Here is a 14,477-nt window from a genome sequence, read left to right as displayed (position 1 = left end):
GATGTCGTTAAGTGTATTGGATATTGGGATCATTATCGGTTATGTAATAGCCATCCTATTCCTGGGATTTTACATTGCAAGGAAAGCCTCGAAAGACCTGCAATCTTATTTCCTGGGAGGGAATAAGATGAAATGGTATATGCTGGGGCTGAGCAATGCTTCCGGCATGTTTGACATTTCAGGTACGATGTGGACGGTGAGCATCCTCTTCATCTATGGATTGAAGAGCGCTTTCATTCCCTGGTTATGGCCGGTATGGAACCAGGTGTTTGTGTTTGTATACCTCGCCATCTGGATGCGACGTTCTAATGTAATGACGGGTGCACAGTGGATCACCTTCCGTTTCGGAGATGGGAAAGGGGCACGTTTATCCCACATCATCATTGTGATCTTTGCCATTGTGAGTGTGATCGGCTTCATTGCTTATTTCTTTGAAGGGATCGGCAAGTTCTCTACTTCTATTCTTCCCTGGGACCTTTCCGTACAACTGGGCGCTTTCCATCTTTCCTCTGAAAGGAGTTACGCACTCATCCTTTGCATCATGACTACGCTTTATACCATTAAAGGTGGTATGTACAGTGTGGTAGCAACAGAAGTGATGCAGTTCTTCATCATGACGGTTTCCTGTTTTGTGATCGGGTACATTGCTTATACTTCCGTAACGGCAGAACAGATCAATGCGGCTATCCCCGCAGGCTGGAAGGACCTTTCCTTTGGATGGGACCTTGGTCTCAACTGGAGCGGGACACCTTTCCCGGGCGTGGATAGTAAAATAGCTTCCGATGGATTTGGCCTGTTTGGTATCCTGATGATGATGATGTTATTCAAAGGCATTTTTGCTTCCATCGCAGGTCCGGTACCCAGTTATGATATGCAGCGCGTATTATCTACCCGCACTCCTGGAGATGCCGCCAAAATGAGCTTTACCACCATCTGGGTGATGTACATCCCCCGGTACCTGATGGTAGCTGCTTTTGCGGTGCTGGCATTGGTGTATATGCAAACAGAACTGAACCAGCAGGGCGGTCATATTGATTTTGAAAAGATAGCGCCACTGGCCATTGCGAAATTTGTGCCGGCTGGTTTTAAAGGTTTATTATTAGCTGGTCTGCTGGCTTCCTTCATGGGTACTTTCTCTGCTTTTGTGAATGCTGCGCCTGCTTACATCGTAAATGACATCTACAAGAAATACATTAATACAAACGCCACCGATGCCAAATACATCCGCATGAGCGTGATCTCTTCACTGGTACTGGTGATGATCGGAATTGCATTTGGATTCATGGGTGCATCGTTGAATAAGCTCACCCTCTGGATCACTTCTGCATTGTATGGCGGATATGCCGCTTCTAACTTCCTGAAATGGCTCTGGTGGAGATTCACCGGATACGGTTATTTCTATGGCATGTTGTTCGGGTTGATCGGTTCTACGATCAAACTGTTCTTCTTCCCTGAGATCGTGGACATCTATGTATTCCCTATTATCCTGGTCTTCTCTTTCGCCGGTTGTATTGTAGGCACTTATCTTTCTCCGCTGGTGAACCGTGAAGTGGTGAAAGCGTTTTATAAACAGACCAATCCATGGGGTTTCTGGGGGCCTATCAAAAAAGAAGTGATGGCAGAAGATCCTTCTTTTAAACCTAACGGCGAATTCAAGCGGGATATGTTCAATATCATCGTGGGTATCATATGGCAAATGGCGCAGGTGGTAATTCCTATCTACTTTATGATCAGGGAGAACTGGCAGATGCTGGGCTGGGTGATCATCTTCATCGCTACTACCTGGATATTGAAAAAGAACTGGTGGAACCATCTCGGTAAAGCAGACGAAAAATATAAACAATGATAAAGCAACTGAAAGGTACGGTGCTGTTGATGGCTATCGGGTTTTCCGCCATGGCGCAAACGATAGACAGTACTTATGATAACGGGTATTATAAAGAGCGGCTGGCGTTATTCTCCAGCTTGCCGAAGCAAAAGAATGCGATCGTTTTCCTGGGCAACAGTATTACAGAAGCGGGTAAATGGAATGAAATACTACCAGGGCTGCCTGTGCAGAACAGGGGCATCAGCGGAGATAATTCATTTGGTGTACTGGCCCGCCTGCCGGTGATCGTAGCGGCTAAACCTGCGAAGATCTTTTTATTAATAGGCGTGAATGATCTCAAGCGGGAAGTACCTGCTGCCGTGATCATCCGCAACTGTGAAAGGATGCTTTCGATGATCAAAACAGGCTCTCCGCGTACAAAGGTATATGTACAGAGCATCCTGCCAGTGAATGATACCATCCTGATAGAAGCATTTAAGAAAGTGACGAATGCGAATGTGGCCATCGTAAATAAAGGATATGCAGACCTGGCGTTGCAATACGGATACACTTTCGTGAACCTGCATGAACCTTTTGCAGATGCAAAAGGCCAGCTGAAAAGGGCCGAAACACCGGACGGCCTGCATCTTAAGATCAGTTCTTATCCGGCATGGGTGAATTACCTGCGCAGTAAAAAATATTTATAATGAAGAAGCGATTACTATTAGCTGCCTGTTTACTGCCTGCATTCGGATTTGCGCAGAAGATAGACAGCAGTTATAATAACTGGTACTACGAAGGCCGCATGGACCTTTATAATCAACTGAATAACCAACCAGCGGATATCCTGTTCCTGGGTAACAGCATCACAGAAAGAGGGGAGTGGGCTGAACTGTTACCCGGCAGGAAGATCGCTAACAGGGGCATCGGAGGGGATAATACTTTTGGTGTGCTGGCGCGCCTGGATGGTGTGATCAAACAACAACCAGGGCGCATTTTTTTGCTGATAGGGATCAACGATATCGGCAGGAGCGCACCCACAGAAGTGATCCTGAGCAATTACCGCCAGATCGTTGCAAAACTTACTGCGGGTTTACCTCGCACAAAACTGATCATTCAAAGCGTATTGCCCATGAACGATGGCAAGCTGGCCTATGATTATCTCAAAGGGAAAGCTGCAAAGGTAAAAGCGCTGAATGAAGGCATTGTGCTCATTGCAAAAGAATTCAAGCTTACCTACCTGAACCTGCACGAATTGTTTGCAGATGAAAAGGGTGAGCTGAAAGCTGAGTATACGAAAGATGGTATTCACCTGGAACCAGCTGCTTATGTGGATTGGGTGAATTGGTTGAAAAAAAGAAAACAATTGTAGCATGAAGATAACAGGCACTTTCCTGGATGAGATCAGTCATGATATCCCGCATCAAAATTGGGGGCGTGAAGAATGGGACCGTGATTTCGGTCACATGAAAGCCATTGGTATTGATACGGTGATCCTGATCCGCAGCGGTTACCGCCGTTTTATCACCTATCCGTCTGTCTACCTGCAAAAGCAGCATGGATGTTATGAGCCGCCGGTGGACCTGGTTAAAATGTACCTGGAGCTGGCGGATAAACATGGCATGCAGTTTTACTTTGGCCTCTATGACAGTGGTCATTACTGGGATACCGGTAACATGCAATCAGAGATCGATGCGAACCGTTATGTGATAGATGAAGTATGGCAGCAATATGGTCATTACAAAAGTTTTAAAGGCTGGTATTTGAGTATGGAGATCAGTCGCCGTACCAAAGGGGCCGTAGAAGCTTTCTCCACTTTAGGTAAGCAATGCAAAGCAGTAAGCAATGGCCTGCCCACTTTCATCTCTCCCTGGATAGATGGAAAGAAAGCCGTGATGGCAGCTACTGCCGGGTTAACGAAAGAAGATGCCGTTTCCATACAGGAGCATGAAAAAGAATGGAGTGAAATTTTCGACGGCGTACGCGGAGCAGTGGATGCCATTGCTTTCCAGGACGGTCATATCGATTACCATGAACTGCCGGAATTCTTTGCTGTCAATAAAAAGATGGCAGATAAATACGGTATGCAATGCTGGACAAATGCAGAGTCTTTTGACCGTGATATGCCCATTAAGTTCCTTCCCATCAAATTCGAGAAACTACGCCTGAAGCTGGAAGCAGCCAGGCTGGCCGGCTATGACAAAGCCATCACTTTTGAGTTTTCCCATTTTATGAGCCCGCAGTCCGCCTACTTGCAGGCAGGACATTTATATAACCGTTACAAAGAATATTTAGCCAATTTTTAATGAAACATCTAGCCACATTATATAAGAAGGAATTATTAGAGAATGTGTTACCCTTCTGGACCAGCAACTCCAAAGATGAACAGCACGGCGGTTTTTTTACCTGTCTGGATCGTTACGGAAAAGTATTTGACACAGATAAATTCATGTGGCTGCAAGGCCGGGAAGTATGGATGTTCTCCATGCTGTACGATAAAGTAGCACAGAACCCATTATGGAAGGACATGGCCCTGCATGGCGCCGCTTTCATGGAAAAATACGGGAGGGATGAACAGGGTAACTGGTACTTTTCCACCACACAGGAAGGCCAGCCCCTCATCCAGCCCTACAATATTTTCTCCGATTGTTTTGCGGCCATGGCTTTTGGGGCATTGTACAAAATAGATCCTAAACCGGAGTATCACGCTATTGCAAAGGATACATTCGAAAACATCCTGCGCCGCAGAAAAAATCCTAAAGGCAATTATACCAAGAACGTTCCGGGCACACGTAACCTGAAGAACTTCGCATTGCCCATGATCCTCTGCAACCTGTCACTGGAACTGGAACACATCCTGGGTAGTGAGAAGGTGAATGAATTCATCCCGGAAGTACTGGAAGAGGTAATGAACGTTTTTTACCTGGAAGATAAAGGTCTCATCTTAGAGAACGTACTGGAAGACGGTAGTTTCTCTGACTCTTTCGAAGGCCGTTTATTAAATCCCGGTCATGCAATCGAAGCCATGTGGTTCATCATGGACCTTTCCGTGCGCCTGAACGATATGCCCTTAGCCAACAAAGCCATGGAAATTGGCCTGCGTATGCTGGAGCATGGATGGGATAAGCAATATGGCGGTATCTTCTATTTCATGGATGTGCATAATCACCCTCCGCAACAATTGGAGTGGGATCAGAAACTCTGGTGGGTACACATGGAAACCCTTGTGTTCCTGGCCAAAGGCTGGCAGCTTACAGGTAGTGAAACCTGTAAGACCTGGTTTGAAAAAGTACATGCCTACACCTGGAAACATTTCAAAGATGCAGAACATCCGGAGTGGTTTGGTTATCTGAACCGTCAGGGGGAACCTTTGCTGCAGTTGAAAGGTGGTAAATGGAAGGGTTGTTTCCATGTGCCGCGGGCTTTGTACCAGGTATGGCAAACGCTTGAAAAAGCACCGGCATTTAGTTATCTTGAAGTATAAAGCTGGATGATTTAAGAGGCCTGCTATGCATTGCATGGCAGGCTTTTTTATTTTGTTCCGGGTTAGTGCAGGATGCGCGTTTTGTTTAAATCCTGTATGTTGTTCTTCTTATGAAAGCATTTTTTCTTTCTTTATTATTAATGCCCGTTGCAGCATTTGCCCAAACACTGGCAGCTACAGACGGGTTGGGGCGTGTATTACCACAGCAGGAAGAAGTTGGTGTTCTTAAGGCCAATAAACATATTGCACTGTTCTACTTTCTATGGCAGGGAGATTCCCCTACATCCGAAAAATACTGGGACCTGACCGAAATGTGGCAGCGGGACTCTTCTGTATTTAATGATTTTGATCATCCTGGTTGGGGTGGTGGTGCCGGTGTAGCAGGAAAGTATTATTTCTGGGGGCAGCCCATTTATGGATATTATCATGGCGGGGATTATTGGGTGCATCTGAAAAACGTGCAGTTATTAACTGATGCCGGCGTTGATATTTTAATCCTTGATGCCACCAACAGGCTTACTTACCTGAAGCAAACGGATGTATTAATGCGCGCCCTGGAAGCTGTACATAAACAAGGAAGGAAAACACCTAAGGTAGTATTCTACACCAATACGAAATCCGGGGAAACCATGCAGGAGCTTTACGATAGTTGCTACAAAGAAGGTGCTCCCTATCGCTATCCTGATAACTGGTTTTACCTGGATGGTAAACCCCTGATCATTGGTATTTCCAAAGAAGCGGGGAACTCTTTTTTTACGATACGTGAATCCCAGTGGCCTAATGAGGCGCTTAAAGTGAATAGCTGGCCTTGGATAGAATTTCAACGCCCGCAACATGTATATCTCAATAACAAAGGGGAAAGAGAGATCGTGAATGTTTCCACTGCGCAACATCCTGTTGTGCCTATGGGGCATTCTGCTTTTTACGGGCAATCAGGTAATTGGGGCAGAAGTTACCGGAATGGGGTAGAAGGTAGTTCAAAAGACCTGCCCTGGGGTTATAATATACAGGAGCAATGGGAGTTTGCATTGAAGCAGGATGTGCCGTTCATATTTATAACAGGGTGGAATGAATGGATAGCAGGGAAATGGAGATACAAGAAGAGTAAAGACACCGCGGTCTTTGTAGATCAGGCTAGTGCGGAGTATAGCAGAGATATAGAACCTTCGCTGACTGCGGGATTGGAGGACCATTATTACATGCAGATGGTGAGTAACATTAGACGGTATAAAGGTGTGGATACTGTTTCCCTTGCATATAAAGATTATACAGGCGATGTACAGCACAGGCATTACCCCGGTGCGCAATCATCACCGAAAGTGATATATGAGAACAATACAGGCAGGAATGATTTTGATCTGATGAAAGTAACACGTGATAAGCAGTATGTGTTTTTTTATGCGAGTACTGTTGCTCCTATCACGCCTAATACCAGCAATAACTGGATGACCTTGTGGCTGGATATTGACCGTTCTGCTAAAAGTGGCTGGTGCGGGTATGATTATCGTGTGGTTGGAGGGAATGAGTTACAGCAGTATAAAAATGGTATGTGGAAGAAGGTGGCAAAGGTGACGTATAAACTGGAAGGAAAAGAACTGACCATTAGTGTGCCGGTTAAATTCATGGGGAATAGGGACTTTGAATTCAAATGGTCAGATAATATGCAGGAAGAGAACCCGCTGGATTGGTATGTGAATGGAGATGCGGCTCCGGGGGGTAGGTTTAATTTTGTTTTTAAAATAAAGAAAGAGATCTGATAGCCAGATCTCTTTCTTTATTAAGGGTGGCGCCTGCGGCGGCTTTTATCGTTGCCTCCCGCAGTTTTATATCAACCTTTCTTTATTTCAATCTTAGCACTCCCTTTCACCCCTGCATTCTTCCCCTTCAATAAAATCCTCTCTAACCCACCAGGCCATATACTCTCCAACCGAGGATCGTTGTTGTCAATATGCGTGATCTCTGCTGTGAATTGCTTTGTATCATAATGCATGATCAACACGAAATTTTCTCCCGTTAACTTCAATTGCCCCGGCGCTGTTTCTACTACTTTACAGAAGGTTAAAAAATTCAACTGCTGCGCGGTAACAAACTCACTCAACGCATAATCATCCGTGATCACGAAAGAACCGCCCCTGTTTAGTTTATACCCTCTCTTCCACGACTTCACTTTAGCAGCAGCAGGATACGCTGTTGCAATATCCGCCGTAAAAGAAACCTGTTTAGCCGTAGATGAAAAAGCCGCAGAAGCCGCTTTGAACTCTGCACCATTCTGTTGCTGCACACCGTTGATGATAGGCAGGTTATGGAAGGCAGACTGCATCGTCCATATTTTATAACGGTCAGGACTGAAGGTTTGCCTTACGTAAGTACCTACACCAGCATCTACCAAACAAGGCAGGCCATTGTAATAGAGGATGAAAGTACCTACGTCGTTGTGGTTATGAGATTCCGCATTATGCCCACCTTTACCCGCAAAATAGAAACCCTGCTTAGAGCCAGGGTATTCCCGCGCAATAGCAATCTGGTTATCAGGATACCAGTAAGAACCAATAAGCGGTTCCTTAGCCGGATACGCCATGATCTCATTCATCGTAGTAAGATCTGTGATCACTGCTTCAATCGTTCCACCCGCAGGTTTCTCATTCATTTTATTCTTCTGCGCATAGAAGGCACCAAAGCCGCTCATGGTGGAATCTTTGATCGCTTCTCCGAACCTGTATACCATTCCTGCATTAATGCCGCCTTTAGCACTCGCATCCGCGAAATTCACGAAGTAAGGACTGTTGATATACATGTTGCAAATGTAGTTGCCCATGTTTTTGATCAGGGGATGAGAGAAAACATCCAGTTTGCCATGCGTGGCGTGCTGCAACAATTCCAGGCATTCAAAATATTTACCGCCTGCGTGGCTCCAATAGGAGGGGCCTTCATCACAGCCGCCATCCGGTTTGTAAGAATTTGTGAATTTATCGATGGATTGCAGGGCTTTGTACACATTCTTCACTTTCACCGCCTGATCATCTTCCATCAATAACATGCATTGCAGCATATTGTAATTGATCCAGGGATTCCAGTTGTTCTGCGGGCGATCGTTAAAACCCATCCACCAGAAATCATTGCGGGTGTAATAAGGGATGAGCACATTATTGCGCACTGCATATTTGATCCTTTCTGCGATCAATGGATTCACTTTATCCAATGGTGCTTTCAGGAAATAATGCACCCAGGAAAGTAAGGCGGCTGCATCAGCAGAACCGAGATCGATAACAGGTTTGGTGATATCCGGTAAAAGTTCCACGCCTTTTGGAACAGGCAAATGTGCGGAGAGTACCCAGGAGCTTTGCTCACAGATGGCCCAGCTGCCATTGATGATCTGATCCATAAAACGCCCTTTCCCTTCTGCCAGTTCCGCGAGCACAAGATTTTGCAGCGCAGTTTTACGGGCGGAGTTAGGATTCTGCATGATGTTGCGGTTACCCGTACGGGTGAACTCCATGATATCCGTGGCTTTTACAACATCCCATTTGAAAGGCAGAGAAACCTCTCCCTGTTGGATGAGCGCTGTGCGGATACTTGCAGGCAGGCCATTCCAGAAATCACGTTGCGTGTAGGAGGGGAGTGTTACCCAATCCTGGTCTTTAGTAAGGATAGTGCCGAGCTGTGCTTCGCTGTAGCGCGTGGTGAGGAGGTCCTTGTGATCCTGTGCCGATACGGCTAAAGACAGGAACAGAGCCCCGATAAATAAGAAGATACTTTTCACAATGTGGAATTTTGATCGTGAAAATACTCCTTTCTTATCTTTCTTTCAGTTTGTTAAGGTTAATTTTGAAGGTTTGTCCGACAGGAAGACTTTCATCCAGGATCACCACGTGGCGCGGACCCCATTCATCCACTTTATCTGCAGCGATGATATAGGATTTGTGGATGCGCACGAAATTGCAAACGGGCAGCAACTTCTCCATTTCGGCGGTGGTGGCGTTCACGATGAGGCATTTATTTTCCAGGTACACTTTCACATAGTTGCCCATGCTTTGTACATAGTAAATATCTCCGGGGTCTACAGACGTTTGGGTACTGCCGGTTTTCAGCAGCAGGGGTTCTTCCGGCGGATTGCTGGCCGGCGCTTCCTGTTGCAGGATCTTGTTCACTGCTTTCAGGAAACGGGGGAAACTGATGGGTTTGAGGATATAATCCACTACATCATATTCATAACTTTCCAGCGCAAACTCGCTGTAGGCACTGCAAAGAATGATCTTGGGATGATTGTTGTTGAGCGTTTTCAGAAGGTCCAGCCCGCTAAGTTCCGGCATATTGATATCCAGGAATACCACATCCACTTTCTCGCGATGCAGGAAGTTGGCGGTTTCCATGGCATTGTAGCAATGCCCTACTATCTGTAAGGCCTGCACTTTTTCAATATGCGCTTCCAGCACATAATGTGCCCCGGGTTCGTCATCTACGATCAGGCAGCGGAGTACTTGCATGGCGTTCTAAAGTTAAAAGCAGTTCTGTGTAATAAATGTTGTTCTCTTCGTGGGTGACCAGGGTATGCCGTTTGGCATAGGCCAGGGCCAGCCGCTGTTTCACATTGTTCAATCCTACGCCCGTCGAAGATACGGATTGTTTATTTTCCGGCACGGTGTTGCGGATCTTGAGCAGTAAAGTTTCCCCTTTGATCTCCAGTTCCACTTTGATATAAGAGGCCTGGATACTGGAAGGGGCGTACTTGAAAGCGTTCTCTACAAAAGTGATCAGGATGAGCGGGGTGATCAGCAGGTCTTTTTCACTGCCTTTCTTTTTAAAGCTCACCTGGCATCTTTGCCTTACCCGCGCTCTTTCCAGGTGTACATAATTCCGTACGAACTGGAGTTCATCTTCTAATGGCACCAGCTGTTTGCGGGAACTTTGCAACTGGTACCGCAGCAGTTCTGAAATGCTGAGGATCAGTTCCGGTGTTTTATTGGGATAGCGTAAGCTAACGCCATACAGGTTATTGAGTGTGTTGAAGAAGAAATGGGGGTTCAGCTGGCTTTGCAGGTATTGGATCTCTTTATCCCGCATCAGCAGGGAATTCCTTAATTCCAGGGTATGCCAGGTAGCCTGCCGGTAAAGGAACCAGAGCCCGATGCCTATCAGCAGGCAGGCCAGGGAAAATACCAGGTCGCTCACCCAGATCATGTCCGTGTCCGTTTTGAAGACATTCATCCTCAGGAAATAGGACCCGTATGCTGTAACGGCCAGCCAGCAAACCAGCAGCCCTAAATACTGCCAGTACTGCCGTTTCATGATCAGCATCTTGAGCATGTACTTATTATGGACGGCACACATCACATAAATGAAAATAACAGACACCCCGTTGTTAAGGTACAACCGCACATTATTGATGGGCTCATACTGCATGTTCACCAGTACCATCACGGTCAGGAGCACGATCAGGAAGAGCGTATTCACCACCCAGCTATTATTCAATAGATTCTTCTGCGCCATACAGGAGGCAATTTAATACGATCGGTCTCAAAGTTCGGAGAATTTCTGATGTCCCGCATTCATCATTTGCAACGTTCAGTTGATCAATCATATTTTGGCGGCAACTTTCCTTGATGCTACTTTGCATCAGATTAAACTGTACGTCCGCCATTTTAACCTGATCAGATGTTTGTTTTCGCCATTTTTTCCTAAAGCCTGCCCCTATATTGACGGCAGGCTTTAGATTTTATCTAACAAAATGCTTCTTTCTTCAGAAATTGTCTATAAAAGCGAAATGTGATTTGATTATTCAGATTACTTCCTATTTTTGCACCAGATTTTTAAAACATGAACAACAACGTACACATACATCATCACCATACTTACCCAACCGGTAGGCAGGGAATGCTGTAATGTACACACAGATATTCACCATCAAAGGCTTACCGTTTTCCGGTAAGCCTTTTTTTGTTTCAATCAGAAAATTATGAAACTGCGTATTGCCATTCAGAAATCAGGTCGCCTGCACGAAGATTCTATCAAACTGCTGAAAGAATGCGGGATAGACATCAATAACGGCGTGAACAAACTCAAAACGGAAGCCTCTAATTTTCCGCTGGAAGTATTCTTCCTGCGGGACGATGATATTCCGCAATACGTGGAAGACGGTGTAGCGGACATTGGCATCGTAGGCGAAAACGTAGTACTGGAAAAGAGCCGCCCGCCTTTACGCACCGTAGAGAAACTGGGCTTTGGCAAATGCCGTTTAGCCATGGCTGTTCCTAAAGCCATGCAGTACAATTCCATCAAAGACCTGGATGGTCAGCGTATTGCTACCAGCTATCCCATGATCCTGGGCGATTTCCTGAGCAAACAGGGCATTACAGCAGAGATCCATGAGATCAGCGGTTCCGTGGAAATAGCGCCGGGCATAGGTTTGGCAGATGCTATCTGTGATCTCGTGAGCAGCGGCTCCACCCTGTTCATGAATGGCCTGAAAGAAGTGGAAACAGTATTGAAGTCGGAAGCCATCCTGGTGGCCAATGATAAACTCACTGCTGAACAGCAGCAGTTACTGGCTAAACTGATCTTCCGCATCCAGGCCGTGAAGAAAGCCAAGAACAATAAATACATCCTGCTCAATGCGCCGAATGATAAACTGGCGGAGATCATCAGCCTGCTGCCAGGGATGAAAAGTCCGACTGTACTGCCTTTGGCAGAAGAAGGCTGGAGCTCTGTGCATTCCGTACTGAATGAAAACGAATTCTGGGATATCATTGAAAGCCTGAAAGGCGCCGGTGCACAGGGTATCCTGGTGGTACCGATCGAGAAAATGATCATTTAAAGAACATTACTATGCAGATCATCCGCTTTCCGGAAAAGAATACATGGAACACACTGCTGCAACGCCCGGCGTTTGATACACGCCAGCTGGAAGCCACTGTGTCTGCTATCCTCGCTGATGTTAAAGCCACCGGTGATGCAGCTTTGCGCAAATACACACAGCAGTTCGATAAAGTAACGTTAACGGACATCCGTGTTACCGCAGCGGAATTTGAAGCAGCAGATGCCAGCCTGGATGAATCACTGAAAAGTGCTATCCGCCAGGCAGCGCTGAACATAGAAGCCTTTCACCGGGCACAGATAGAACCGGTGACCATGATAGAAACCATGCCAGGTGTGCAATGCTGGCGCAAGCCGGTAGGCATAGAAAAAGTAGGTTTATATATTCCCGGTGGTACCGCTCCTTTATTCTCCACTATCCTCATGCTGGCCATTCCGGCCAGGCTGGCGGGTTGCAGCGAAATTGTACTGTGCACGCCTCCGGGTAAAGATGGGATTGTGCATCCCGCCGTACTGTGGGCTGCTCATTTTACCGGCATTACGCAGGTGTTCAAAACCGGCGGGGTACAGGCTATTGGCGCCATGGCCTATGGTACGGAAAGCATACCTAAAGTGTATAAGATCTTTGGACCAGGCAATCAGTATGTGACCTGTGCCAAACAATTGGTGAACAGTGCAGGCATTGCGATTGATATGCCAGCCGGACCTTCTGAAGTAGCGGTGTTTGCAGATGAAACATGTGTGCCGGCATTTGTGGCGGCAGACTTATTATCACAGGCAGAACATGGTGCAGACAGCCAGGTATTACTGGTAACCACATCAGAAAAAGTGATCCTGGAAGTAGAGAAAGAAGTAGCGCTGCAACTGGCTTTACTGCCTCGCAAAGACCTCGCCGCCAAAGCACTGGACAATAGCAAACTCATCCTTGTAAAAGACAGGGACGAAGCGATGGACATGCTCAACGATTATGCACCAGAGCATTTGATCATGGCCTGTGAAAATGATGAAGCATTAGCTACCCGTGTGATAAATGCAGGTTCTGTATTCCTCGGTAATTACTCTCCGGAAAGCGCAGGAGATTATGCTTCAGGCACCAATCATACATTGCCCACCAATGGTTATGCCACAGCATATAGTGGTGTGAGTGTAGACAGCTTTGTAAAGAAGATCACTTTTCAGCGCCTCAGCCGCGAAGGCCTGACAGCATTAGCCCCGGCCATAGAAGCCATGGCAGCTGCAGAAGGACTGGACGCACACAAGAACGCGGTAAGCATTCGTTTAAAATCTAATTAAATACGCATGTTCGATCTTAATAGTCTCTTAAGAGATAATATCAAAAGACTGGTTCCTTATTCTTCCGCCCGGGATGAGTTCAAAGGAGAAGCATCTGTATTCCTGGATGCCAATGAGAATAGCTATGGCTCACCATTACCCACGGATTACAATCGTTATCCGGACCCTTTGCAATGGAAGGTTAAATACCGCCTGGCAGAGATCAAAGGTGTGCCGCCACAGAATATTTTCCTCGGCAACGGCAGTGATGAAGCGATAGATGTATTGTTCCGCGCATTCTGCCGCCCCGGTGGTTTGGATAACGTGGTATTGTGTCCGCCCACTTACGGCATGTATGAAGTGAGCGCCAACATCAATGATGTAACTATCCGCAAAGCTACACTTACAGAAGACTTCCAGCTGGACCTGCCTGCAATAGAAGCAGCTATAGATGACAACACGAAACTGATCTTCATCTGTTCTCCCAATAATCCTACTGCAAATGCTATCAACCGGGAAGACATTGAAGTAGTACTGAACAACTTCCACGGTATTGTAGTTGTAGATGAAGCATATATTAACTTCTCCAAACAAAAGACATTGATCCAGGAACTCACGGAGTATCCTAACCTGGTGATCCTGCAAACCCTCTCCAAAGCATGGGGGCTGGCGGCATTGCGGGTAGGGATGGCTTTTGCGAGTGAGGATATCATCAATGTATTCAACAAAGTAAAACCACCGTATAATATCAACCAGGCTTCGCAGGAACTGGCACTGGAAGCATTGAATAACATAGACCAGGTGAATGCCTGGATCCGGGAAACAGTGCTGGAGCGGGATAAGCTGGAATTTGCACTGAAGGCATTACCGATCGTTGAAAAGGTATATCCCAGCGATGCTAATTTCCTGCTGGCTAAAACAACAGATGCGAAAGGCATTTACAATCATCTCATAGAAAAGGGCATTGTAGTGCGGGACCGTTCCAAAGTGGAACTTTGTGTGGGATGCCTTCGTATTACAGTAGGTACACCAGCGGAAAACATTGAATTGATTAATACTTTACAAGCTATAGTATGATGAGACCGCAAGGTCCCATCAGGCAAA

At 46.3% G+C, this 14,477-nt stretch carries 12 protein-coding genes; 9 read left to right on the top strand and 3 right to left on the bottom strand.

The genetic code is table 11. The annotated features are described in order from the left end of the window. The first annotated feature begins 1 nt into the window (after position 1). From GFS24_RS13305 to GFS24_RS13280, 6 genes are all read left to right on the top strand, one after another. Positions 2 to 1,846: a sodium:solute symporter family protein gene (locus GFS24_RS13305; protein WP_153660042.1), complete on the top strand. Its 1,845-nt coding sequence runs from the start codon at positions 2 to 4 to the stop codon at positions 1,844 to 1,846. Beyond that, the gene (locus GFS24_RS13300; RefSeq protein WP_153660041.1) at positions 1,843 to 2,514 is read left to right on the top strand and encodes a GDSL-type esterase/lipase family protein; all 672 of its coding nucleotides are present in this window, start codon (positions 1,843 to 1,845) and stop codon (positions 2,512 to 2,514) included. Before GFS24_RS13305 ends, GFS24_RS13300 begins: the two co-directional genes overlap by 4 nt. Then, on the top strand, positions 2,514 to 3,179 hold the full coding sequence (locus GFS24_RS13295; RefSeq protein WP_153660040.1) for a GDSL-type esterase/lipase family protein: 666 nt from the start codon (positions 2,514 to 2,516) through the stop codon (positions 3,177 to 3,179). Before GFS24_RS13300 ends, GFS24_RS13295 begins: the two co-directional genes overlap by 1 nt. A gap of 1 nt (position 3,180) precedes the next feature. Continuing rightward, positions 3,181 to 4,113: a DUF4434 domain-containing protein gene (locus tag GFS24_RS13290; protein ID WP_153660039.1), complete on the top strand. Its 933-nt coding sequence runs from the start codon at positions 3,181 to 3,183 to the stop codon at positions 4,111 to 4,113. Next, positions 4,113 to 5,291 carry an AGE family epimerase/isomerase gene (locus GFS24_RS13285; RefSeq protein ID WP_153660038.1) on the top strand — a complete coding sequence of 393 codons (1,179 nt, stop codon included), beginning with the start codon at positions 4,113 to 4,115 and terminating at the stop codon, positions 5,289 to 5,291. Before GFS24_RS13290 ends, GFS24_RS13285 begins: the two co-directional genes overlap by 1 nt. A 110-nt stretch (positions 5,292 to 5,401) precedes the next feature. Then, the gene (locus tag GFS24_RS13280) at positions 5,402 to 7,048 is read left to right on the top strand and encodes a hypothetical protein (RefSeq protein ID WP_153660037.1); all 1,647 of its coding nucleotides are present in this window, start codon (positions 5,402 to 5,404) and stop codon (positions 7,046 to 7,048) included. Between the two features lie 71 nt (positions 7,049 to 7,119). Here the strand turns inward: GFS24_RS13280 and GFS24_RS29445 are convergent, their stop codons facing one another. Genes GFS24_RS29445 through GFS24_RS13265 form a run of 3 tightly spaced genes read right to left on the bottom strand, consistent with a single transcriptional unit; the run spans position 7,120 to position 10,778 of the window. After that, positions 7,120 to 9,051, bottom strand: a complete 1,932-nt coding sequence (locus tag GFS24_RS29445; RefSeq protein ID WP_153660036.1) for a heparinase II/III family protein — start codon at positions 9,049 to 9,051, stop codon at positions 7,120 to 7,122. A 34-nt stretch (positions 9,052 to 9,085) separates the two neighbouring features. Next, on the bottom strand, positions 9,086 to 9,775 hold the full coding sequence (locus tag GFS24_RS13270) for a LytTR family DNA-binding domain-containing protein (protein ID WP_153660035.1): 690 nt from the start codon (positions 9,773 to 9,775) through the stop codon (positions 9,086 to 9,088). Then, a complete protein-coding gene (locus GFS24_RS13265) occupies positions 9,744 to 10,778 on the bottom strand; it encodes a sensor histidine kinase (RefSeq protein ID WP_153660034.1) in 1,035 nt (344 codons plus the stop codon). The genes GFS24_RS13270 and GFS24_RS13265 overlap by 32 nt, the downstream gene beginning before the upstream one ends. A 466-nt stretch (positions 10,779 to 11,244) precedes the next feature. On the opposite strand from GFS24_RS13265, the gene hisG reads away from it, so the two are divergent. The 3 genes from hisG to hisC are packed head-to-tail and all read left to right on the top strand — an operon-like array spanning position 11,245 to position 14,450. Beyond that, entirely contained in the window at positions 11,245 to 12,102 is an 858-nt protein-coding gene (gene hisG / locus GFS24_RS13260; RefSeq protein ID WP_153660033.1) for an ATP phosphoribosyltransferase, read from the top strand. An 11-nt stretch (positions 12,103 to 12,113) separates the two neighbouring features. Further along, positions 12,114 to 13,394: a histidinol dehydrogenase gene (hisD, locus tag GFS24_RS13255; RefSeq protein WP_153660032.1), complete on the top strand. Its 1,281-nt coding sequence runs from the start codon at positions 12,114 to 12,116 to the stop codon at positions 13,392 to 13,394. A gap of 6 nt (positions 13,395 to 13,400) precedes the next feature. Continuing rightward, entirely contained in the window at positions 13,401 to 14,450 is a 1,050-nt protein-coding gene (gene hisC, locus GFS24_RS13250) for a histidinol-phosphate transaminase (RefSeq protein ID WP_153660031.1), read from the top strand. The last annotated feature ends 27 nt before the right edge of the window (positions 14,451 to 14,477 follow it).

The organism is Chitinophaga sp. SYP-B3965, assembly GCF_009647655.1.
Classification (GTDB): Bacteria; Bacteroidota; Bacteroidia; order Chitinophagales; family Chitinophagaceae; genus Chitinophaga.
The sequence above is the reverse complement of the archived record's forward strand: the minus strand, read 5'-3'. Positions and strand labels throughout refer to the sequence as shown.

Excerpts from the sequence above, each read along its gene's own strand:
- GFS24_RS13295 (WP_153660040.1), top strand. The coding sequence starts at position 2,514 with ATGAAGAAGCGATTACTATTAGCTGCCTGTTTACTGCCTGCATTCGGA.
- GFS24_RS13285 (WP_153660038.1), top strand. The coding sequence starts at position 4,113 with ATGAAACATCTAGCCACATTATATAAGAAGGAATTATTAGAGAATGTG.
- hisD (WP_153660032.1), top strand. The coding sequence starts at position 12,114 with ATGCAGATCATCCGCTTTCCGGAAAAGAATACATGGAACACACTGCTG.
- hisC (WP_153660031.1), top strand. The coding sequence starts at position 13,401 with ATGTTCGATCTTAATAGTCTCTTAAGAGATAATATCAAAAGACTGGTT.
- GFS24_RS13265 (WP_153660034.1), bottom strand. The coding sequence starts at position 10,778 with ATGGCGCAGAAGAATCTATTGAATAATAGCTGGGTGGTGAATACGCTC.
- hisG (WP_153660033.1), top strand. The coding sequence starts at position 11,245 with ATGAAACTGCGTATTGCCATTCAGAAATCAGGTCGCCTGCACGAAGAT.
- GFS24_RS13290 (WP_153660039.1), top strand. The coding sequence starts at position 3,181 with ATGAAGATAACAGGCACTTTCCTGGATGAGATCAGTCATGATATCCCG.
- GFS24_RS13300 (WP_153660041.1), top strand. The coding sequence starts at position 1,843 with ATGATAAAGCAACTGAAAGGTACGGTGCTGTTGATGGCTATCGGGTTT.
- GFS24_RS13270 (WP_153660035.1), bottom strand. The coding sequence starts at position 9,775 with ATGCAAGTACTCCGCTGCCTGATCGTAGATGACGAACCCGGGGCACAT.
- GFS24_RS13280 (WP_153660037.1), top strand. The coding sequence starts at position 5,402 with ATGAAAGCATTTTTTCTTTCTTTATTATTAATGCCCGTTGCAGCATTT.
- GFS24_RS13305 (WP_153660042.1), top strand. The coding sequence starts at position 2 with ATGTCGTTAAGTGTATTGGATATTGGGATCATTATCGGTTATGTAATA.